A 20,095-nucleotide genomic window follows, 5' to 3' on the forward strand; every position below is an offset into this window, starting at 1 on the left:
TCCGTCGCTAGCTGTCCGCGAGACGCTGCTTCTCCACCTCGACGTCGAAATCGGCTTCGGGCCACTCGAGGTCGAGCTTCTGCAGTGCATCGATCAGCAGCTCGGTCACCGCCAAGCGTGCGTACCATTTCCGATCGGCCTGAATGACGTGCCACGGCGCGTAGTCCGTGTTGGTCCTGTCGATGACCCGCTGATACGCGGTGCGGTACTGCGGCAGAAAGCCGCGCTCGGTGACGTCGCCCGGGTTGTACTTCCAGTGCTTGTCCGGCCGATCCAACCTCTCCTGCAACCTGGTTCGCTGCTCTTCCGGAGAAACGAACAACGCAACCTTCACGATGTGCGTGCCGCCGTCGACCAACTCCTTCTCGAACGCGTTGATCTCGTCGAACCGCGGTTCCCAGACCTGACGCGGAACAAGGTCGTGGACGGCGACGACCAGCACATCTTCGTAGTGCGAGCGGTCGAAGACCCCGATCCGTCCACCGCGCGGCAGGGCGTTTCGGATGCGCCACAGGTAGTGATGCTGCTTCTCCTCCTGCGTCGGAACTCCGAACGACGCCAAGTCGACGCCCTGCGGGTCGACCATTCCGATGACATGTCGCACCATGCCGCCCTTGCCTGCGGTGTCCATGCCCTGAAGTACCAGCAGGATCGAGCGCAGGTCGCCGGTCCGGCCGTTGGCGTACAGCTTCTCCTGCAACGCCGACAGCACCTCGCCGCGCTCTGCGAGCAGCGCCTGCCCGTCGGTCTTGCTGCCCTCGAAACCCGGAGTCAGTGAGCAGTCCAGGTCCGCGACGGATGTCTCGTCGGTCGCACGGAGGATGTCGGCCGCAGGTGTCGACCACAGGTTGCCGCTCTTCTTCGAATGCTTTGCCATGATTGGACCCTAGTAGCAGCGGGGACCCCACCCGCCGAGAACCGAGATGGCGTCGCGCGGCGCGGCTAACCTGGAGGCATGGCTCCGAAACTGGCAACTGCTGAATCCGTCGCACGTGAACAACTGCTCGACTTCGTCCGACCACGTCATCATTCCACGCTCATCACGCACAAACGTGATGGTGGCCTGCAGGTTTCGCCGGTGACATCCGGCGTCGACTCCGAGGGCCGCATCGTCATCGCGTCGTACCCCGAACGCGCCAAGGTGGCCAACATCCGGCGGAACTCCGCCGTCACCGTCTGCGTTCATTCCGACGAATGGAACGACGCCTACGTCCAGATCGACGGAACCGCTGAAATCCTCGACGTGCCGGACGCCGTCGAACCGCTCGTCGAGTACTTTCGCAGCATCGCCGGGGAGCATTCCGATTGGGACGAGTACCGCGAAGCAATGGTGAAGCAGGGAAAGTCGTTGATACGCATCACGATCGAATCCTGGGGCCCCGTCGCCGAAGGTGGCTTCCCGCCCGGGAGAATGTGACAAGCCCTCCGGGAAGAATGTGACAAGCCCGCACGGGAGTATGTGACGGCTCAGCAGTTGCTGGGCGCGGGGCCGCCGGTGACGCGGTCGTCGACCCAGGTTTCGACGAGGGTGCCGGGGTCGACGTCGTGACCTTGGCCTTCGAGGCGGACGGCCAGCAGGGTGTCGCCGAGGCTGCAGGCTCGCCCGAGCGCGGATTCGGTCCAGGCGGGTTTGACCACGGTGTCCTCGGAGCCGTAGACGGCGAGGATCGGTGCGGGTGATGCTGCGCGTGGCAGCGAGTACTCCTGCATGCGGCGAGTCAGTTGTGCGGCGGCTGCCGGAGTCGATGCGGTGGTGTCACCTGGCTGGACGTCGGCGGCTGCGGCGGCTTGTGCTTCGCTGCTCGCGGCGTTGCATCCGACGAGTTGGTCGAGGTTGCCGGCGAGGGCACCGTGCAGGTGGTCGGCGGGGTCGATGGACGGGTCGACCCGGGCGGCGCCTTCGACGATCAGTGGGTACACCGCCCGCTGGCCATCTGCTTCGCCTGATGTTCCCGAGCTCTGGGCTTCGATGATTCCGGGCGAGATGTCCAGTGCTGGAGACAGGACTGCGGCGCCGCGCAGGTCGAGTCCGTCCCCGTACACGTCGTCGAATTCGTTTGCAGCCCACGCTGCTTGGCCGCCCTGGGACCAGCCGACGGCGACCCATCGTGTCGACAGGCGCGGGTCGAGGTTGCGGGCGGCGCGGACGGAGTCGATGACGTCGAAGGCTGCGGTCCGAGGTTCCAGATACGGGTGTGGCGGCGAGTCGACGGTGCTGCTCAAGCCCTGGTAGTCCGTGTATGCGACGGCGTATCCGCGTTCGAGGAAGCGTGACACCACGTCGGCGTCGCCGGCGAGGTCTCGCTTCTCGGACGGGGCGCACCCAGGGGAGATGCCGACGGTTCCGTGCGCGTACGCCACGATGGGTCGCCCGCCGACGGGGGCGGGGCCGTCGGGGACGAACACTGCGCCGCTCACCTGGGTCGGGCTGCCGTCCACGCCGGACACGGAGTTGTACACGACAGTCGCCGCGGTGGTGCCGGCCGGGAACAGAGCTGGATCGAACGGCGTCGTGGTGGAACTCGACACGACGGTTCCGCGCGCGGCGACGGTCTCGGCCGTGGCGGTGGGGATGCTCGTCGAATAAGCAGGCGGCTGGGCGGCCGAGTGTGCGGGTGAGGGTGCGTGCGGCTGGGCGGAGGTGGTGCTGCACGCCGCCGCAAGGGTTGCACATACGGCGAGCGCAGCCGCGCTGGCCTTCGGACCCCCTGTCGGTTTCGCCGGCAGGAACCGGGGAGCGCGAGAACCGAACACGCGTCGATCCAACCACGGTCGGCAGTGCGGAACCAAAGCGTTCTCGGTGGGCAACGACGAGCGGCCCCGCCCCTCTGTCGAGGGGCGAGGCCGCAGGAGTGTCGTTCGTCAGCCCTTCAGCGGAGCTGCGAACAGCGGAACAGCGTTCTCGAGGGCGTATCGGGTACCTGCAACCGAGGCGGCCGAGAAGGCGTTGCTGAGGTCGAGGTCACCGAGAACCACCAGACGCCCGTCGCGGGCGACCGGGAGACCCTGGATCGACGGGTCGTTCGCGATGGCGTCGGCGGTCTCGCCGATGGGGAACATCACGGTCAGGTCCGCGTCGAGTTGGGCTGCGTTCTCGGCGGACAGGTCGATGGCGAACTTCCCGTCCGACGCCTGGGCCTGGATCTCCGGCTTGTTGACGAAGCCGAGCCGCTTCATGAACTCGACGCGAGTATCTCCGTCGACGTAGGCACCCAACTGCCCGCTGTACAGCGTGCCGACGACGACGTTCTTGCCGTCGAACTCGGGGTTGGCCGACGTTGCGGCGTCGAACGCGGCGTTGGTCTCGTCGATGAGCGTCCGGCCTTCGGCTTCCTTGCCGAGTGCCTCGGCGACCAGTTCGGTCTGACCGTCCCACGTGGTGCCGTACGCGATCTCGGTGCCGGCGGGTGCCCCGACCGTCGGCGCGAGTTCGGACAACTGGTCGTATGTGGCTTGGTCGTTGGTGCTGCGGGTCCACAGGATGAGGTCCGGGTCGAGCGCGGCCACGGACTCGATGTCCACCTCGTACGTGCCGAGGATGGTAGGTGGCGTGTCGTAGGACTCCTCCACCCACGGGCCGAGTCCGTCTCCGCCGACTGCAAGCCAGTCACTGGCTCCCACCGGCTGCACTCCGAGCGCGAGTGCGGTCTCGGCGTCGGACCAACCGAGGGCCACCACGCGTTGCGGGTTCTCGGGAACGGTGACGTCGCCGAAGATGGTCGAGACGGTGGCACCCTCGGCGTCCGTGTCCGACGAGTCGGAGCTGCTGCAGGCGGTCATCGTGAGGGCCGCGACCGCGGCGATCGCGGGGGCGAGTAGAGCGAGGCGGGATGTGCGCATAGGCAACGCTAACCTACGGTGTCCGATTTCGAGAACTGTTCCACCAGTGCAGCGCAGAAGGCGGGGAGGTCGTCCGGGTTACGGCTCGAGATCAGATTTCCGTCGACCACCACTTCCTCGTCGACGACGGTCGCGCCCGCATTGCGCAGATCGGTGCGGATACTGGGGAACGACGTCAAGGTGCGGCCCTGGAGAACGTCGGCCTCCGCGAGGGTCCACGGACCGTGGCAGATGACGGCGACGGGCTTGCCCGAGGACACGAATCGGCGGACGAATTCCACTGCGTCGGAGTCGGTTCTCAACTTGTCCGGGTTGGTGGTCCCGCCGGGGAGAATCAACGCGTCGAAATCCTCGGGAGACACATCCGCGACGACAGCGTCGACCTCGAACGTGTTGGAGGCGTCGACGTCACCGGTCATCGCTTGAATGTCCCCGTGAGTCAGCGAAATCAATGTCGTTGTGCCACCGGCGGATCGGACCGCATCACGAGGTTGGACCAGTTCTACTTCTTCGACGCCGTCGGTAGCGAGAATGGCCACCGTGCGTCCTGTCAACGAAGGGCTCATGGTGCCAGGGTGACCGGCGAATCGGCGTTTCAAACCGAGCGCTGGTCCTCCTCGTCCTTCGGGGTGACGAGCGGATGCGGCTGCGCGTTGAATTTCGCCGGGGAACCGTCGGCCATCGCGACGCCGTGAATTCCGCCCCACGTCATCATGCTGAGGTAGTCGATGAGGTCCTCCATCGACATCGACTTGTTCGAGATCCACCAGTGGGTGGCGAGTTGCACGGCCCCGACGATCGCGAACGCGAACGGCACCGAACCGCCGGAATCCATTTCGCGCTGGCGTAGACGCTCGCCGAGAACCGTCGCCAACAGTTCGGCGATCATGCGCTCCGACTCCGCGACGACGTCCCGGTTGCTGCCCGCGTTGTTCGCCATCACGTACAGGTAGACCTCGGGATCGGTGGCAACCGTCTCCACGTACGCCGCGATGACCGCCCGGGTGAGGTGGTACTCGTCCAGTTCCTCCGAGATCGCGAAATAGATCCGCGGCGCGAGCGTCGTCTCGACGTACCGCGTCATCGTCGCGTTGGTCAGGTCCGCCTTGTCGGTGAAGTACCGGTACAGCACGGTCTTCGAGATACCGATCTCCGACGCGATCTCGTCCATCCCGATCTCGCGCCCGCGCAGGCGGATCGCCGCGAGAGTGCCGTCGACCAACTCTTCCCGACGCGCGATCTTGTGGTCGCGCCAGCGACGCTTGCGTCCGTCCGGCTTCTCCGTCTTGGTGGCCTCCGCCTTACCGGCTCCTGCGTCCTTGGCTGCTGCTTCGGTGTCGTCGTTGTTCGCTGATGTTGCATTTCTCGCCACGTGTGCCCGCCGTATCCCATCGCCTTCGTATGCAGATCAGCTTAGGCGTCCGGGCTGGGACAGGTCGTCCATGGTGCGGCTCACGTTTGCAACGCCCGTGCGCGGGCACAATGGCGCTGTGGAACTGATGAAGATGGACGACGCGACCAAGCGTCGTGATCTGCGCAAGATGAAGGTCGTCGCGACCGGATTCCTTGCGTTCGCGACGGTGGTCTACCTGATCTGCCGTTGGCAGGAATCCCGCGGTGCGGGGGAGTGGGTCGGGTACGTCAGGGCGGCGTCCGAGGCGGGCATGGTGGGTGCGCTCGCCGACTGGTTCGCGGTGACCGCGTTGTTCAAGCATCCGCTCGGCATTCCGATTCCGCACACCGCGATCATCAGGAAGAAGAAGGATCAGCTCGGATCCTCGCTCGGATCCTTCGTGGGGAGCAACTTCCTCGCGCCCGACGTCGTGTCGGAGAAAGTACGGTCCGCGCAGATCCCGCTGCGGCTCGGAACGTGGCTCGCCGAGCCGCAGAACGCCGAACGTGTCGCCGCGGAATCCGCGACGATTCTGCACGGCGCCGTCGAAGTCCTGAAGGACGAGGACATCACCCAGATCATCGACAGCACCATCGTCAAACGTCTCGGCGATCCACAGTGGGGGCCGCCCATCGGACGCGTGCTCGACGAGCTGATCAAGGAGAACCGGCAGCTACCGCTCATCGACATGCTGGCCGAGCGCGCACACCAGTGGGCCCTCGGCAGTGAGGAGACCATCGAGCGCGTCGTGTCCCGTGACTCACCGACGTGGTCGCCGAAGTTCGTCGACGCCCTGCTCGGCGAGAAGATCTACAAGGAACTCGTCGAGTTCACCTGGAAGGTTCGGTCCAACCCGCAGCACGAACTGCGCCTGGCCGCCAACAAGTTCCTCGTCGACTACGCCCACGATCTGCAGAACGACCCCGCGACCATCGAGAAGGCGGAGTCGCTCAAAGCGCAGATCATGGGCCGTGAGGAGATCACCGGGCTCGCCGCGGCAACGTGGAAGGTGGCCAAGCGGCTCATCACCGAATCCGTGGACGACCCGTCCAGCACCCTGCGACGCAAGGTCAGCGAGAACGTCGCGAGCTGGGGCGCGAGAATCCGCGACGACGAGGAACTGCGCGCCAAGGTCGACGGATGGCTGCTCGGCGGGGCCCGCTACGTGGCGTCCAACTACGCGGACGAGATCACGACGATCATCACCGACACCGTCGCACGATGGGACGCCGACGAGGCGAGCCGCAAGATCGAACTACAGGTCGGTCGCGATCTGCAGTTCATTCGTATCAACGGCACCGTCGTCGGTTCCTTCGCCGGACTGGTGATCTACACGTTGTCGCACCTGCTGTTCGGCTGATGGCAACTACTGCTAGCAGAGTGCTTGCAATAGTTAGCACCCTTGGGTAGCCTCGGACGAGTACACCGAAGACCACAAGTTCGAGACACACGAAACGAGTGGTGACCATGACCCCCAGCAGTGAAGATCCGATCGACAGTCAGATCGACAACCAGGGGATAGTCGCGAAGGTGTCCGAGGCGACGGACGTCGTGGCCGAAGCGAGCGACCTCGTCGCAAGCGTCGTCACAACCGCGGCGTCGGACATCGGTAGTTACATCCGTAGCCAGCGCGAGGCAGCCCAGGTATCCATGCGGCAACTCGCGTCGAGGGCGGGGGTGAGCAATCCGTATCTCAGCCAGATCGAGCGCGGATTGCGCAAGCCCTCCGCCGAGGTGCTCACGCAGATCGCCAAGGGTCTACGTGTGTCATCGGAAGCTTTGTACGTACGGGCCGGGTTCTTGGAAGAACGACCACACGGTCCAGTCCGGGACGCGTTGCTCGGCGACACGGAGATCACCGAACGGCAGAAGCACGTGCTGATCGAGATCTACGACTCGTTCCGCCGAGAGAACGACCAGAAGAACGCAGCCGGACCAGATCCGACAACCGACACCGAATCACCCTTACAGGAGTCTTCCCATGACTGATCCCAGGAACTTCGACAACGTCAAGACGCCCCTCTACGCCGCAGTCGGCGCAGGCGATGCCGTCGTTCAGGCCGTCGCCGACGTCGTTTCGCAGGTACGCAGTCGCGCCGAGACGCGCGGCAGCGAGGTCACCGATCGCGTCGACACGGCACGGGCACGGATCGCCGACCTGTCCGAGGACGTCACCGAAGGAGTCGAGTCCCTTCGCGAGCGCTTGGCGAACCTTCCCGCCGAACTCCCCGACGAGATCGCGGATCTGCGTGAGCGCTTCACCCCGGAAGAACTGCGTAAGGTCGCCGAGGCGTACCTGAAGGTCGCGTCCGATCTCTACACCTCGCTCGCCGAGCGCGGCGAAGAGACCGTCGAGCGGATTCGCCGCACCCCCGCCGTCGAAGAAGGACTCGAGCGTGCCAACTCCGCCGCCAACGACGTCGTCGACCTGACCGAGCAGGCTCTCGGCACCGTCGCCTCGCAGACCCGTGCAGTCGGTGAGCGCGCTGCCGCACTCGCAGGCATCGCGTCGGACAAGGTCCGCGACACCGCCGACGACATCTCCGATTCGGCCGAGGAACTGGCCGAGGGCATCGACGAGGCGGGCGAAGGCGCCAAGGAAGCCGCAACCGACGCATCGCAGAAGGTGAGCGGCGTGGCAGGCAAGGTCGAGTCCAAGACCCGCGGCACCGCCAACGCTCCGATCAAGAAGGCTGCGCCCGCCAAGAAGGCGACGCCGGCAACCGCAGCGAAGAAGGCACCGGCCAAGAAGGCTCCGGCCAAGAAGACCACCAGCTGAGCGTCCGAACGGCTGTCGACCCCTGCACCGAGCGGTGCAGGGGTCGAATTGCCCAGTTCGAGTGGTTAGTATGGGCCTTGTGCCAGCCGTAGACAGCCTCACCGGACTGATCCTTCTCGTCCTGCGCTTCATCGCGCTGGCCGGCGCCGCCTACGCGGTGTTCCACGCAGTGAGGCAGCGGCCCGACGCTTTCACCGCGGTGGACAAGTTGACCAAGCCCGTCTGGCTGGGAATCCTCGTCGTGGCGTTGCTCGTCATCTTTGCGTTCGGAATCAACTTCATCGGCCTGATCGGCATCGTCGCGGTCTGCGTCTACCTGGTCGACGTCCGACCGAAGGTCGACAGCATCCAGCGCGGCGGCTCGCGCTGGTAGATCCTCGCTCGCCGATCCCGCGGGGCGTGGGCCTATCTTCTAGGGATGATGGAGTACCGGGTCGACGATCTGGCGCGTCGCGCAGGGGTGAGCGTTCGTAACGTCCGCGTCTACCAGGACCGTGGACTGCTTCCGCCGCCGCGGAAAGAAGGACGAACCGGCTGGTACAGCGAGTCCCACCTAGCCCGGCTGGAGCTGATCAGCCGGATGCTCGACCGCGGGTACACCTTCGCAACCATCAGCGAACTGCTGATCGCAGCGCAGTCCGGGCTCCGCATCGAGGACGTTCTGACCGCCGACGACGTCGACGACACCGCCCGCAGGCAACGGGAATCGACCCACGTGACCCGCGAGGACATCACCCGGAAGTTCGCCCGAGGCATCACCGACGACGAACTCGACCGGGGGGTTGCCCTCGGCGTACTGGCCCGCAGCTCGGATGGCTACCGCGTCGACCAGCCGGATCTGCTCGACGCCGCGACACTGCTCCACGACGCGGGAACCTCGGTCGGTCGCATCCTCGACGAGACCGAAGCGGTGCAGAAGGACCTCGATGACGTCGCCGCAAGGTTTGTGTCGTTGATCACAGACAAATTCGTCGGCGAAGGCAAGGATCCGTTCGACACCGACGCCCTGACCGTAGGGCAACTGGCAACGCTGATCGACAACCTCCGGCCGCTCACGCATCGCGTGGTCGGAGCGCTGTTCCGGGAAGCAATGGAACACCGAATCACGTTGACCATGGAAGAGATGGTCGCGCAGTACAGCGCGGAAGGCGACACTGCGTCGGAAGGCGCGGCACTGTCGCAGACAGGGGAGGCTTGAAGTGGTTACACGCAAGGCAGTCGAAGCAACGATTCTCGGAGTCGGAGGTCTCGCGGCGATTGCGGGCATCGGTGCCCTCGTCCGCAGAAATCGCCACGCGAACAGTTTCGTCCGCGCGGCGGACAGTCGACCCGACGAGCTGCTGCACCAGCCGACACACGTTCCTCGGACCGTCCCCGTCGTCACCGACGACGGCGCGCAACTGCACGTGCGGATCTACGGAGACCCCGACGCACAGCCGATCGTGTTCAGCCACGGATGGACGTGCTCGGTGGACTACTGGACACCGCAGATCAACGCCTTCGCGGACAACTACAAGGTCATCGTCTACGACCAGCGTGGCCACGGCCGCAGCGACGTCGGCACCAGGCCGCTCGGCCCCGACGTACTCGCCGACGACCTCGCGGACGTTCTCGCGGCCACTGTCGATGAATCGGACAAGGCAGTGCTCGTCGGCCACAGCATGGGCGGAATGTCGATCATGGCCTGGGCGGGGCGGTACCCCGAACAGGTCGACCGCCTGGTGAGCGCAGTCCTGCTCGCCTCGACCGCCACGGACAGCCTGGTACGTGAGACCACGGTCATCCCGCTCCCTCAGCGATTCCCGCGCGTACCCGTGCCCGTCGGGCGGGTGGTCCTCAAATCAGCGGTCCCGCTACGACCGTCGTCCGTCACCCGCCACGCCATCAAGTACGTGTCGATGGCGCCGGGATCGACGCCTGCCGAGGTCGCGTTCTGCGAGAAGATCGTGCTCGAGTGTGCGCCCCGAACCCGAGGAATCTGGGGCGCTGCACTCACCGACCTCGACATTCACGAGGCGCTGAAGAACCTCAACGTGCCGACGACCGTGCTCGTGGGAACCGCGGACCGGCTCACGCCTCCCGTGCACGCTCGCAAACTGGCCGAAGCGCTCGACGCCCACGACCACCTCAGCGCCCTCGTCGAGATTCCCGGCATCGGCCACATGAGTTCGGTCGAGGCCATCGACGAGTTCAACGCCGAAGTCGCGCGCCTGCGCAACTTGTGAAGCCCGCGGGCAACTAGCTGAAGACGACTGTCTTACGGCCGTGGACCAGGACACGGTCCTCCAGATGCCATCGGAGGCCACGGGAGAGAACGAGCTTCTCGATGTCCCGGCCCTGGCGCACCATGTCGGTGACCTCGTCGGAGTGGTCGACGCGAATGACGTCCTGTTCGATGATCGGGCCGGCGTCGAGCTCGGCCGTCACGTAATGGCAGGTCGCTCCGATCAGCTTCACGCCACGGGCGAATGCCTGGTGGTAAGGGCGTGCGCCGACGAACGACGGCAGGAAGCTGTGGTGGATGTTCAGCGCGCGGCCGGCCCAGTGCTCGCACAGATCCTCCGGCAGCACCTGCATGAACCGGGCCAGAACGACGGCGTGGGGATCATAGGAGTCGACCAGCTCGCGAACCCGATCGAACGCCGGGCCTCGTTCGGCCGGATCCTTCGCGAACTCGACATGATGGAACGTGATGCCGTGCGCTGTCGCCACCGGTTCCAGCGACTTGTGATTACCGATCACGGCCGAGATCTCGGCAGGTAGCTCGCCGCCCGCCGCGCGGCCCAACAGATCGTGCAGGCAGTGCGCTTCCTTGCTGACGAGAAGTACGACGCGTTTGCGCTCGCCGGAATCCTGAAGCGTCCACTCCGTCTCGGGGCCGATGTCGTCGGCGACTTCCTGGAATCGTGCGCGTAGATCCTGGATGCTCATGTTCACCGACGACGCCCGGACGGCCTGGCGGGTGAAGAACCAGCCCGTGTCCGGGTCGGCGTGATACGCGGCTTCGACGATCCAGCCGCCGACGTCCGCGAGGAACGAGGAAATCCTGGCAACGATGCCGGTGGTGTCGGGGCACCCGAGGGACAGAACGTAGCGACGGTCGTCGGCTACAGCAGCGGAACTCATGCGTCGATTCTCTCAGGCGGTCCTGACGCCGGTTGCGACCAGTGTGGTGGCGTCGACGAAATCGATACCGCGCTCGGTCAGCAGCTCGCCGAACTCTCGTCGGATCGCGAGTGTGGTGGACTCGTCGAAGTTGCTCAAGGCGCCACGAAAGCCGCTGCCCAACACAAAGTTCCACACGAACTCCTCGGTGGCGGGAACGCGATTGGACAGTTCCTGAATCTGTACGTCGCTGCATCCCTCCGACTGCAGCCACTCGGCCAAGGAGTCCGCTGTCTCCACCCGTCGGATGGGGTTGGTGTCGTAGTTGCTCCTCGACCGAGGACCGTTGTGCGCGACGTCCGGCGCGTAGCGGGCAACGACGTCGAAGAACGCGTTACCGAACGCTTCCACCGCGCCCTTGCGCCACACGGTGACGCCGACACGACCGCCAGGTCGAACCAAGCGAACCAGGCGCGCGAACGAGATGTCCATGTCCGGAAGAAAGAAGATGCCGTAGGAGCAGGACAACGCGTCGTAGCCGTCCGGAACGGAACTCGGTGTCTCCCACTCGGTGGCGTCGGCGCACACGAAGTCGATGTTGCGCAGCGCGGCCGCCGTGGCCTTCACCCGCCCGACCTCGAGGAGGTCGTCGGCGAGATCGATGGCGTGGACGATGCCGTCCGGACCCACTGCCTGCGCTGCGGGGAGCGCCGACGCGCCCGTACCCGTGCAGACGTCGAGCACCGCGTCCCCGGCCCTCAATGCGAGCGCGAACGCCAACGACTGGCCTGCCGGACCCCAGACGAGCGGGGTGACGGAGTCGAAATCGGAACTCGTGGAATTGAAAGTGCCTGCGACGCTCATGACCGATGAGTTTATGTCGTTCGGGGGCTGTGGTTGGGTGGTCTCATGTCTCTCTCACGCGGAGCCCTCGCCCGAATGGTCGACCACACCCTGCTCAAGCCCGAAGCCACGTCCGACGACGTGACTGCACTCATCGCCGAGGGCCTCGAACTCGGTGTCCTCGCAGTCTGCGTGTCACCATCGATGCTGCCGATCAGGGCCGACGGACTCGTCGTCGCCGCAGTCGCGGGATTCCCGTCGGGAAAACATCATTCGCTCGTCAAGGGAGCGGAAGCGCGGCTCGCCGTCGATCAAGGTGCGCAGGAAATCGACATGGTCATCGACGTCGGAGCCGCAGTCGCCGGCGACTACAACGCTGTGCTGTCGGACATCCTGACCGTCCGCGAAGCCATCGGACCGACGGCTGTGCTCAAGGTGATCATCGAATCGGCAGCCCTGTCCGACGACGCGATCGTCGAAACCTGCCGCGTCGCGGAGAAAGCCGGTGCCAACTTCGTCAAGACCTCCACCGGCTTCCATCCGGCAGGCGGCGCCAGCGTCGAAGCAGTGCGGTTGATGGCGGAGACCGTCGGCGGACGACTCGGCGTCAAGGCCAGCGGCGGCATCCGTACGACGGACGCCGCCCTGGCGATGATCGACGCGGGCGCAACCAGATTGGGTCTCTCGGGTACTCGCGCCGTCTTGGACGGGGTGTAGGGGCCAGTTTCCGCTACGCGAGCATTCCGCAGCCTTCGGGAGCCTCGACCGTCTGACCCGGTTGGGCGGCGGGAATCGAGTACTGCCCGCCCTGCAGGTTCAGTGCGATGCCGCTGTCGGTGACGGTCAACGACGTCGGCGTCATGTCCAGCGGGTACTGCTGGAGGCTGTCGGAGAGGACTCCGACGATGCTGTCGACGAGATCGGTCGGGATGCCGAGGCCGAGGATCGATGCGTCGACGGTCTGGACGTCGACGCGGTCACCGGTGACGGTCGGCTTCACCGTCAACTGCGCGAGGCCGCCGACGGCGAAGGACAGCGTGCCCGCCGCGGCGTCCGACGTCACACCGGAGACGAGGGCACCGATGCCCTGGGACTGCAGGGTGCGGGCGATCCCGTCGGTCGACCACGAGATGTCGGCGCTGGAGCTGCCGATGGTCCCGTTGCTGTCCGCGGTCTGCGCGAGGTCGACGTCCTCCACCTCCGCGTGGACGGTCATGCCCTCGGCGGGGCCGAAGCGGGCATCGTTCGAATCGAGCGTGACCGAAGAAACCTGCTTGTCGACGAGCGAGATCAGAATGGGCTTCCATCCGAGAGCGACGTCGACCTGGCTGCCGATCTCGGACTCCAGTTGGCCGGCGAGGCACGACTTGATCTGCTGCCGGAAATACAGTTCCCCGCCGAGCAACGCCGCGACGAGAACGAGTACGACGAGCACCGCGATCATGGGAGCTTTGCTTCGTGTCATTCGCCGCAGTCTTCCCGATGATTCTGAAAGTCCTCTGTGAAACAGAGATACAAGCGCGGGAAAGATGGATCGACACGGGAGTAGTGCCGATTCTTTGTGATGTGCAACACAGATTGTCGTACGCTGGGGCGCATGAGCACGTTACGGCCGAGCACCGTCGAACTGCGTCGTCTGGCAGCACGCCAAGACGGATACTTCACCACCGAGCAGGCCGAGGCCCTGGGCTTCGAGGCCCCTGCAGTGGTCGCCAACATCGCCGTCGGCGACTGGACCAAAGTGGAACGAAACCTGTGCCGGCTGACCGACTGGCCGCACAGCGACCTCGAACAGTTCGCCATGTGGTGCGCGTGGTTCGGTGGTGATGCTGTGATCTCTCACCAAAGTGCCGCCGAGCTACACGGATTCGGACACCTGCACCCGCAGTTCGTGCACGTCTCCGCGTACACCAACCTGCGTCTGACCGACACGCGCCTCGCCGTGCACCGACTGCAGCTGTCTCCGAAGGACTTCGAGTCCACCGGCACGTTCCGGATGACCACCCCGGTCCGAACTGTCCTGGACCTCGCCGCCGGAGGAATCTCCCAGATCACCCTCGACGAAGTGGTGGGCGACGCCGTCGCCATCGGCCGCGTCGACCCGGGAACCCTGTACGACGAAGCCGTCGGCGGGCCGGAACGAGTGGCCGAACGCGTCGAGCTCGCCCTCTCGTCCTGCACCTAGGTCTCGGCGGGCGCCACAGCATCCCAGGGAACGGTGAGGATGTTGTCGCGTAGCCTGCGCCGCGGCGCCGTGGTGGGAAGACCCTCGGCGACCAACTGATTCAAGGCCGCCCGCCATCGCACTCGCGGGCCGAACGGTGCCAGCGGCGCCGCCGTCGACCACGCCCTGTCCGCGGCGCGCAGCACCGCATGAATGCGTTCACCCGGCACATTGCGGTGAATCAACGCCTTCGGCAGACGCTCCGCGATGTCCGACGGCGTCGCGACGGTGAACGGATCCCACGCCAAGGTCAACGAGATCGGACCCTGCTGCCCGACGAGCACCCACGCGCACCGACGGCCGAGTTCGTCGCACGTCCCGTCGACCAGGAGCCCTCCGGGTTCGAGCCCGGACAGGATGCGGGCCCAGGCGTCGGGAACAGCGTCCTCGGGGTACTGCCGCAGCACGTTGAACGCGCGAACCAGGTTCGGTCGGAGGCCGGCGAGCTCGAAGCCGCCGCGCGCGAACGTGACGTTCTCCTGCGACTCGACAACTCGTGCGGGATCGATCTCGAGGCCGGTGACCCGCAGGTCCGGCCGAACGGTTCGGAGCCGACGAGCCAGCTCGAGCGTCGTGTCCGGCCGTGCGCCGTACCCGAGATCGACGACCAGGGGATCGGGTGCATCGGTCAGCACCCGGCGCACGAGTGGATCGTGCATCAGCCACCGATCACTGCGGCGGAGGCGGTTGATGCCGGTGGTGCCGCGGGTAATAGTGCCTTCAGGAGTGGAGCCTGCGGAACGACCCGGTTGGCCGGGAGTGGAGCCTGCGGAACGACCCGGTTGGCCAGGAGTGGAGCCTGCGGAACGACCCGGTTGGCCAGGAGTGGAGCCTCTAGTTGTTCTGGGCAAGCCAGTCGGCGGTGACTTCGCCTTCGCCGCGCCAGAGGTCTCGGAGGTTGACGAGCATGAGCTGTTCCAGTTTTCCGCCGACGAAAGGAAGGAACACCTTGGCCTCGGAGGAGGTCCGCAGCGTCGAGCCCGTGTCGGTGGAGAACAGCGAGGTGACGCCCTTGAGGCTGCCGGGGCCGGCGGGGATGGAGGCGTCGTATTTGCCTTCGGTGGTGTCCGAGTAGGGGTCGAAGTGCACGTTGCGGGTGATGACCATGTCCTTCTTCATGACCGTCTGCGCGATGTCCGGCAGTTCGGTCCTGGGAATGATGTGGTGCATCACGACGTCGATGCCTGCGTCGGAGACCTCGAAGCTCTTCAGCTCGTTGTGGGAGTACTTCTTCATCTCCTCGATGCGAGCGTCCCAGTGATCGCGGCTCGACAATGCCGCGTACACCTGCTCGGTGGAGTAGGTGAACCGGGCTGAGTAGTTCATTCGGCGCGCCATAACCGGAGAGGGTACCTATCCGAGGTTGTCCGCGATCCAGTTGCCCGTGAAGTCGTGCTCGTTGTCGATGAGCCCCAGTACCTGCTCGCTGATCATCGCTTCGATCTTGCTCCCGAAGAGAGGGATCTTGACCTCGGTGGTTCCGGACAGCGACATCGTCGACGACGTGTCGTCGCCTTCGAGGAGCGTGGTGCCGGAAATGGTTGCCGGAGCGCCGTCGACGGTGGCTCCGAACTTGCCCTCGGCGCGACCGCCGCCGAGAGGACCCCACGACTCGGTGCGCTCGATGATCAGCGGGCCCTTCTTGAAGGCGGTGACCGCGGCGGGGAGTTCCTCCTCGGGAACCGACTGCGTGATGACGACGCTGATGGTTCCGTTGATCGCGGTGACGCTCACCAACTGTGCGCCCGGACCGCCGATCTGCTCGATGCGGTCCTTCCAGTACTTCTCGGACACGAGCGCGGCGTGCACCTTGTCGACGGGTGCGGGAACGGGCGCGCTGTGCGCGATGGGGCGAGGCATAGGCGGAGGGTACCGGTGGCTCCCGACATCCGCGTCGACCGGTACCCTGGACTCCCGTGCCTACCGCAATTTCCGAGCTCACCACCATGCGACTCGGTGGCCCGGCTCGCGAGTTCGCCGTCGCAACGACGTCCGACGAACTCGTCTCCCTCGTGCGCGACGCCGATGCGTCGGGAACCCCGGTGCTGTTGGTCGGTGGCGGATCCAACCTCGTCGTCGGGGACCAGGGTTTCGACGGTCTGGTGATCAAGGTCGAGACGTCGGGAGTGCGCGTCGACGGTGATTCCATGTGGGTCGCTGCCGGTGAGCGGTGGGACTCCGTCGTCGCCGCGTCGTTGGACGAGGGTCTTGCCGGGATCGAAACCCTGTCCGGCATTCCTGGATTGGCCGGTGCGACGCCGGTGCAGAACGTCGGTGCGTACGGCACGGTCACGTCCGACGTGCTGGAATCGCTGACGGTGTACGACCGCGAGACAGGCGAGACCGCCGTCTGGTCGCCGGACCGATGTGGTTTCGGATTGCACCGTCAGTCGGTGTTCAAGCATTCGATGCGATACGTCATTCTCGACACGACGATGGGGTTGCGACGGTCCGTGTCCTCCGATCCTGTCCGCTACGCCGGTCTCGCGGACCGGCTCGGCGTCGACATCGGTGACACGGTCCCTGCTCTCGATGTGAGAGAAGCCGTACTCGATCTGCGTGGACAGAAGGGCATGGTGCTCGACGCGGCAGATCACGACACGTGGAGCGTCGGCTCGTTCTTCCTGAATCCGGTGCTGACGGAGATCCCCGCGTCCGCATCGAGGGCGCCTCAGTATCCGGACCCGTCGGGCATCAAGATCCATGCCGCCTGGTTGATCCAGAACGCCGGCTTCGCGCACGGCTACGGCACGGAGTTCGGCAACGGAACAGTGTCGTTGTCCACCAAGCACGTGCTGGCCATCACCAATCGCGGCGGGGCGAGCACGTCGGACGTCATGGCGTTGGCGTCGCACATTCGTGACGGAGTGGAAGCCGAGTTCGGCATCACCTTGGTGCCGGAGTGCGATCTCGTCGGCTGCTCGCTGAGTTGAATCGGTAGCAGCATCGAGTCGGTGGCAGCGCCTACCATTGATTCTTCGTAGCAAGTTAAGGAGTAGTTCGTTGCAGGTCACAAGCGTCGGGCACGCGGGGTTCCACATTCGGACCGATGCAGGCACCATCCTGTGCGACCCGTGGGTCAACCCTGCCTACTTCACGTCCTGGTTCCCGTTCCCGGACAACACGCAGTTGGACTGGGACGAGCTGGGCAAGTGCGACTACCTGTACGTCTCGCACCTGCACAAGGACCACTTCGACCCCAAGAACCTCGCCGAGCACGTGGACAAGGACACCACCGTTCTGCTGCCGGACTACCCCGTGCCGGACCTCAAGCACGAGCTGGAGAAGCTCGGCTTCCACAAGTTCTTCGAGACGACGGACTCGGTCAAGCACCGCATTTCCGGTCCCAAGGGCGATCTCGACATCATGATCATCGCCCTGCGCGCACCCGCCGACGGCCCGATCGGTGACTCCGGCCTGGTCGTCTCCGACGGAGAGACCGTCGCGTTCAACATGAACGACGCCCGGCCCGTCGACCTCGACGTGTTGACGGAGGAATTCGGGCACGTCGACGTGCACATGCTGCAGTACTCGGGCGCGATCTGGTACCCGATGGTCTACGACATGGTCGAGCGCGCCAAGAAGTCGTTCGGTGAGCAGAAGCGTCAGCGTCAGATGGATCGTGCGCGCCAGTACATCGAGCAGATCGGCGCGACGTGGGTGATTCCGTCGGCAGGCCCGCCGTGTTTCCTCGACGACGAGCTCCGCTTCCTCAACGACGTGTACGAGGACCCGTCGAACATCTTCCCCGACCAGATGGTGTTCCTGGACCAGATGCGCCGCAACGGTCACGACAAGGGCCTGCTGCAGATCCCCGGCACCACGTCGACGTTCTCGGGCAGCGAGCTCGTTTCGCACGAGCACCCGATTCCCACCGAAGAAGCCGAAGCCATCTTCACCACCGGCAAGGCCCAGTACATCGAGGATTTCGCACAGCGACAGGCAGGCGTCATCGCCGCGGAGAAGGCAGCGTGGGCACCGGCCGAGGGCGAGCCACTGCTCGACCCACTGCGAGAGCTGTTCGAGCCCATCATGATTCAAACCGACCAGATATGCGACGGCATCGGGTACCCGGTGGCCCTGATGCTCGGCGCGGAAACCGTCGTGCTCGATTTCCCCAAGCGCATCGTGCGTGAGCCCCTGCTCAAGGAGCGGTTCCGGTACAGCTTCACGATCTCGCCGCAGCTCGTGCGGACGGCCGTGCGGGACAAGGAACCGGACTGGGTCAACTCGATCTTCCTGTCCACCAGGTTCCGGGCACGACGCGTCGGGGGATACAACGAGTTCCTCTACACGTTCTTCAAGTGCCTCACCGACGAGCGCATCGCCTACGCCGACGGGTGGTTCGCCGAAGCACACGACGACACCGCCACCATCGTCAAGGACGGCTACGAGATCCAGCGTCGCTGCCCGCACCTGAAGGCGGACCTGTCGAAGTTCGGCATCGTCGAGGGCAACAAGCTGACCTGCAACCTGCACGGCTGGGACTGGAACCTCGATACCGGCCGCTGCCTGACGTCCAAGGGACACGAACTCAGGTCGACGAAGCTCTGAAGTGCGCGGATTGTCCGAATCTCCTCGAGGATTCGATGTGAATCTCCGCGCACCCGAGCTTTCGATAGTGGTTCGCCCATGAGCCGCGAGTACGTTGGAATACGTGCATGAGCAGGTAGAACAGACAAAACGGACGCGGTTGTTGTGGCTGGTCACAGCAATCGTGGCGTTGGCGGCGCTCGTCGCGGGCTGCACCATCGGTGGCACCGACGGCTCCTCCGGCGGGTCCGAGCCGACCACCGAAGCGGCTCCCGTCGCCCAAGTGACGCAGAACCCCGCCGACGGAGCCGAGGACGTCAGCCCCGTCGCGCCGATCTCCGTGGCCGTGAAGAACGGGACCCTGGCCGACGTCACCCTCACCAACCCCGACGGCAAGGTCGTCCAAGGCGCGCTGGCGCCGGACAAGGCGTCATACTCCGTCACGGAGCCGCTGGGCTACGGCGTCTCGTACACCTGGGCGGGCAACGCCGTCGGAAGCGACGGCAAGTCCGTACCCGTCGAGGGCAGCTTCACGACGGTCACGCCGGACAGCCGCACGTCGGTGAGCACCAACATCGGCGACGGCCAGGAGGTGGGGATCGCGGCCCCGATCATCCTGCAGTTCGACTCCTCGATCGAGGACAAGGCCGCCGTCGAGAAGGCGTTGACGGTGACGACCAACCCGCCGACGCCCGGCGCGTGGGCGTGGTTCCCCGACGACAACGGCTCACGCGTCCACTGGCGCCCCACCAACTACTGGGCTCCGGGCACGACGGTGTCGGTGAAAGCGAACCTGTACGGGGTCGACTACGGCGGCGGTGCGTACGGCGCCGACGACGTGACACTCGACTTCACCATCGGTCGTAGCCAGATCGTCAAGGCGGAGGCGACGAGCCACCGCATGCAGGTCGTGCGCGACGGCCAGACCATCATGGACATCCCCGTCAGCTACGGCGAGGGCAACGAAGCGCGCAACGTCACGCGCAGCGGAGTGCACGTGGTGACCGAGAAGCACGAGGACTTCCTGATGTCGAACCCGCCGTTCTACGAGAACGTGCGCGAACGATGGGCCGTGCGGATCTCCAACAACGGCGAGTTCATCCACGCCAACCCGGAGACGACGGGTGTCCAGGGGGCGTCCAACGTGACGAACGGCTGTATCAACCTGTCGACGTCGGACGCGGAGCAGTATTTCGGGACCGCGATGTACGGCGATCCGGTCGAGGTGACGGGTACGTCCATCGATCTGTCGGCCGCCGACGGTGACCTCTACGACTGGGCGATCGACTGGCCGACGTGGGAGTCGATGTCTGCGCTCTGATGCGCATCTCAGGTGAGTGGAAATGTAGGCCCTGGGACAGGAGCGGAGCCTGCGGAG

The 20,095-nt window shown here is 65.4% G+C and carries 23 protein-coding genes; 12 read left to right on the top strand and 11 right to left on the bottom strand.

Features of this window, described 5'->3' with window-relative positions:
• Window positions 1–7: 7 nt before the first annotated feature.
• Window positions 8–877 carry a polyphosphate kinase 2 family protein gene (locus CH290_RS05405; RefSeq protein WP_019666561.1) on the bottom strand — a complete coding sequence of 290 codons (870 nt, stop codon included), beginning with the start codon at window positions 875–877 and terminating at the stop codon, window positions 8–10.
• A gap of 78 nt (window positions 878–955) precedes the next feature.
• Between CH290_RS05405 and CH290_RS05410 the strand changes: the two genes are divergently transcribed.
• On the top strand, window positions 956–1,417 hold the full coding sequence (locus CH290_RS05410) for a PPOX class F420-dependent oxidoreductase (RefSeq protein WP_019666560.1): 462 nt from the start codon (window positions 956–958) through the stop codon (window positions 1,415–1,417).
• Window positions 1,418–1,467: 50 nt separating this feature from the next.
• Here CH290_RS05410 and CH290_RS05415 read toward each other — a convergent pair whose 3' ends face one another.
• The 4 genes from CH290_RS05415 to CH290_RS05430 all read right to left on the bottom strand — a co-directional run bounded on the left by CH290_RS05415 (window position 1,468) and on the right by CH290_RS05430 (window position 5,212).
• A complete protein-coding gene (locus tag CH290_RS05415) occupies window positions 1,468–2,754 on the bottom strand; it encodes an alpha/beta hydrolase (RefSeq protein WP_033188665.1) in 1,287 nt (428 codons plus the stop codon).
• Window positions 2,755–2,862: 108 nt separating this feature from the next.
• On the bottom strand, window positions 2,863–3,840 hold the full coding sequence (locus CH290_RS05420) for an iron-siderophore ABC transporter substrate-binding protein (protein ID WP_019666558.1): 978 nt from the start codon (window positions 3,838–3,840) through the stop codon (window positions 2,863–2,865).
• An 8-nt stretch (window positions 3,841–3,848) separates the two neighbouring features.
• A complete protein-coding gene (locus tag CH290_RS05425; protein ID WP_026348051.1) occupies window positions 3,849–4,406 on the bottom strand; it encodes a type 1 glutamine amidotransferase domain-containing protein in 558 nt (185 codons plus the stop codon).
• A 29-nt stretch (window positions 4,407–4,435) separates the two neighbouring features.
• Entirely contained in the window at window positions 4,436–5,212 is a 777-nt protein-coding gene (locus CH290_RS05430; RefSeq protein ID WP_019666556.1) for a TetR/AcrR family transcriptional regulator, read from the bottom strand.
• A 127-nt stretch (window positions 5,213–5,339) separates the two neighbouring features.
• Between CH290_RS05430 and CH290_RS05435 the strand changes: the two genes are divergently transcribed.
• From CH290_RS05435 to CH290_RS05460, 6 genes are all read left to right on the top strand, one after another.
• The gene (locus CH290_RS05435; RefSeq protein WP_170947547.1) at window positions 5,340–6,593 is read left to right on the top strand and encodes a DUF445 domain-containing protein; all 1,254 of its coding nucleotides are present in this window, start codon (window positions 5,340–5,342) and stop codon (window positions 6,591–6,593) included.
• A gap of 107 nt (window positions 6,594–6,700) precedes the next feature.
• On the top strand, window positions 6,701–7,222 hold the full coding sequence (locus CH290_RS05440; protein ID WP_371828083.1) for a helix-turn-helix domain-containing protein: 522 nt from the start codon (window positions 6,701–6,703) through the stop codon (window positions 7,220–7,222).
• Window positions 7,215–8,012 carry a YtxH domain-containing protein gene (locus CH290_RS05445; protein WP_020112547.1) on the top strand — a complete coding sequence of 266 codons (798 nt, stop codon included), beginning with the start codon at window positions 7,215–7,217 and terminating at the stop codon, window positions 8,010–8,012. Before CH290_RS05440 ends, CH290_RS05445 begins: the two co-directional genes overlap by 8 nt.
• 70 nt (window positions 8,013–8,082) lie before the next feature.
• Window positions 8,083–8,385: a DUF2516 family protein gene (locus tag CH290_RS05450; protein ID WP_019666552.1), complete on the top strand. Its 303-nt coding sequence runs from the start codon at window positions 8,083–8,085 to the stop codon at window positions 8,383–8,385.
• A gap of 45 nt (window positions 8,386–8,430) precedes the next feature.
• Window positions 8,431–9,210, top strand: coding sequence for a MerR family transcriptional regulator (locus CH290_RS05455; RefSeq protein ID WP_033188664.1), 780 nt, complete (start codon window positions 8,431–8,433; stop codon window positions 9,208–9,210).
• A gap of 1 nt (window position 9,211) precedes the next feature.
• A complete protein-coding gene (locus CH290_RS05460; protein ID WP_019666550.1) occupies window positions 9,212–10,237 on the top strand; it encodes an alpha/beta fold hydrolase in 1,026 nt (341 codons plus the stop codon).
• A gap of 13 nt (window positions 10,238–10,250) precedes the next feature.
• Here the strand turns inward: CH290_RS05460 and purU are convergent, their stop codons facing one another.
• On the bottom strand, window positions 10,251–11,138 hold the full coding sequence (purU, locus tag CH290_RS05465; protein ID WP_033188663.1) for a formyltetrahydrofolate deformylase: 888 nt from the start codon (window positions 11,136–11,138) through the stop codon (window positions 10,251–10,253).
• Between the two features lie 12 nt (window positions 11,139–11,150).
• The gene (locus CH290_RS05470; RefSeq protein WP_033188662.1) at window positions 11,151–11,981 is read right to left on the bottom strand and encodes a class I SAM-dependent methyltransferase; all 831 of its coding nucleotides are present in this window, start codon (window positions 11,979–11,981) and stop codon (window positions 11,151–11,153) included.
• A 45-nt stretch (window positions 11,982–12,026) separates the two neighbouring features.
• Between CH290_RS05470 and deoC the strand changes: the two genes are divergently transcribed.
• Complete coding sequence (gene deoC / locus CH290_RS05475; protein WP_033188661.1) at window positions 12,027–12,677, top strand: deoxyribose-phosphate aldolase; 651 nt, start codon at window positions 12,027–12,029, stop codon at window positions 12,675–12,677.
• Between the two features lie 13 nt (window positions 12,678–12,690).
• Here deoC and CH290_RS05480 read toward each other — a convergent pair whose 3' ends face one another.
• Complete coding sequence (locus CH290_RS05480) at window positions 12,691–13,425, bottom strand: LmeA family phospholipid-binding protein (protein ID WP_033188660.1); 735 nt, start codon at window positions 13,423–13,425, stop codon at window positions 12,691–12,693.
• Window positions 13,426–13,557: 132 nt separating this feature from the next.
• Here CH290_RS05480 and CH290_RS05485 point away from each other — a divergent pair, with 132 nt between their 5' ends.
• On the top strand, window positions 13,558–14,145 hold the full coding sequence (locus tag CH290_RS05485; protein ID WP_019666545.1) for a type IV toxin-antitoxin system AbiEi family antitoxin domain-containing protein: 588 nt from the start codon (window positions 13,558–13,560) through the stop codon (window positions 14,143–14,145).
• On the opposite strand, the gene CH290_RS05490 is transcribed toward CH290_RS05485, so the two are convergent.
• From CH290_RS05490 to CH290_RS05500, 3 genes are all read right to left on the bottom strand, one after another.
• Entirely contained in the window at window positions 14,142–14,843 is a 702-nt protein-coding gene (locus CH290_RS05490) for a class I SAM-dependent methyltransferase (RefSeq protein WP_019666544.1), read from the bottom strand. The genes CH290_RS05485 and CH290_RS05490 overlap by 4 nt on opposite strands.
• Before the next feature lie 175 nt (window positions 14,844–15,018).
• Entirely contained in the window at window positions 15,019–15,522 is a 504-nt protein-coding gene (locus CH290_RS05495) for a DUF2505 domain-containing protein (RefSeq protein WP_020112541.1), read from the bottom strand.
• A gap of 15 nt (window positions 15,523–15,537) precedes the next feature.
• Entirely contained in the window at window positions 15,538–16,044 is a 507-nt protein-coding gene (locus CH290_RS05500) for a DUF2505 domain-containing protein (protein ID WP_019666542.1), read from the bottom strand.
• 56 nt (window positions 16,045–16,100) lie between these two features.
• Between CH290_RS05500 and CH290_RS05505 the strand changes: the two genes are divergently transcribed.
• From CH290_RS05505 to CH290_RS05515, 3 genes are all read left to right on the top strand, one after another.
• Window positions 16,101–17,117, top strand: a complete 1,017-nt coding sequence (locus CH290_RS05505) for a UDP-N-acetylmuramate dehydrogenase (RefSeq protein WP_019666541.1) — start codon at window positions 16,101–16,103, stop codon at window positions 17,115–17,117.
• Between the two features lie 70 nt (window positions 17,118–17,187).
• The gene (locus CH290_RS05510; RefSeq protein WP_033188659.1) at window positions 17,188–18,738 is read left to right on the top strand and encodes an MBL fold metallo-hydrolase; all 1,551 of its coding nucleotides are present in this window, start codon (window positions 17,188–17,190) and stop codon (window positions 18,736–18,738) included.
• A gap of 103 nt (window positions 18,739–18,841) precedes the next feature.
• Window positions 18,842–20,038, top strand: a complete 1,197-nt coding sequence (locus CH290_RS05515; protein ID WP_026348046.1) for a L,D-transpeptidase — start codon at window positions 18,842–18,844, stop codon at window positions 20,036–20,038.
• The last annotated feature ends 57 nt before the right edge of the window (window positions 20,039–20,095 follow it).

Origin of the sequence: Rhodococcus sp. 06-156-4 (genome assembly GCF_002259345.1) — a bacterium.
Taxonomy (GTDB): domain Bacteria; phylum Actinomycetota; class Actinomycetes; order Mycobacteriales; family Mycobacteriaceae; genus Rhodococcoides; species Rhodococcoides fascians_E.

Excerpts from the sequence above, each read along its gene's own strand:
- CH290_RS05405 (WP_019666561.1), bottom strand. The coding sequence starts at position 877 with ATGGCAAAGCATTCGAAGAAGAGCGGCAACCTGTGGTCGACACCTGCG.
- CH290_RS05410 (WP_019666560.1), top strand. The coding sequence starts at position 956 with ATGGCTCCGAAACTGGCAACTGCTGAATCCGTCGCACGTGAACAACTG.
- CH290_RS05420 (WP_019666558.1), bottom strand. The coding sequence starts at position 3,840 with ATGCGCACATCCCGCCTCGCTCTACTCGCCCCCGCGATCGCCGCGGTC.
- CH290_RS05425 (WP_026348051.1), bottom strand. The coding sequence starts at position 4,406 with ATGAGCCCTTCGTTGACAGGACGCACGGTGGCCATTCTCGCTACCGAC.
- CH290_RS05435 (WP_170947547.1), top strand. The coding sequence starts at position 5,340 with ATGAAGATGGACGACGCGACCAAGCGTCGTGATCTGCGCAAGATGAAG.
- CH290_RS05440 (WP_371828083.1), top strand. The coding sequence starts at position 6,701 with ATGACCCCCAGCAGTGAAGATCCGATCGACAGTCAGATCGACAACCAG.
- CH290_RS05445 (WP_020112547.1), top strand. The coding sequence starts at position 7,215 with ATGACTGATCCCAGGAACTTCGACAACGTCAAGACGCCCCTCTACGCC.
- CH290_RS05450 (WP_019666552.1), top strand. The coding sequence starts at position 8,083 with ATGGGCCTTGTGCCAGCCGTAGACAGCCTCACCGGACTGATCCTTCTC.
- CH290_RS05455 (WP_033188664.1), top strand. The coding sequence starts at position 8,431 with ATGATGGAGTACCGGGTCGACGATCTGGCGCGTCGCGCAGGGGTGAGC.
- purU (WP_033188663.1), bottom strand. The coding sequence starts at position 11,138 with ATGAGTTCCGCTGCTGTAGCCGACGACCGTCGCTACGTTCTGTCCCTC.
- CH290_RS05470 (WP_033188662.1), bottom strand. The coding sequence starts at position 11,981 with ATGAGCGTCGCAGGCACTTTCAATTCCACGAGTTCCGATTTCGACTCC.
- deoC (WP_033188661.1), top strand. The coding sequence starts at position 12,027 with ATGTCTCTCTCACGCGGAGCCCTCGCCCGAATGGTCGACCACACCCTG.
- CH290_RS05480 (WP_033188660.1), bottom strand. The coding sequence starts at position 13,425 with ATGACACGAAGCAAAGCTCCCATGATCGCGGTGCTCGTCGTACTCGTT.
- CH290_RS05485 (WP_019666545.1), top strand. The coding sequence starts at position 13,558 with ATGAGCACGTTACGGCCGAGCACCGTCGAACTGCGTCGTCTGGCAGCA.
- CH290_RS05490 (WP_019666544.1), bottom strand. The coding sequence starts at position 14,843 with ATGCACGATCCACTCGTGCGCCGGGTGCTGACCGATGCACCCGATCCC.
- CH290_RS05495 (WP_020112541.1), bottom strand. The coding sequence starts at position 15,522 with ATGGCGCGCCGAATGAACTACTCAGCCCGGTTCACCTACTCCACCGAG.
- CH290_RS05500 (WP_019666542.1), bottom strand. The coding sequence starts at position 16,044 with ATGCCTCGCCCCATCGCGCACAGCGCGCCCGTTCCCGCACCCGTCGAC.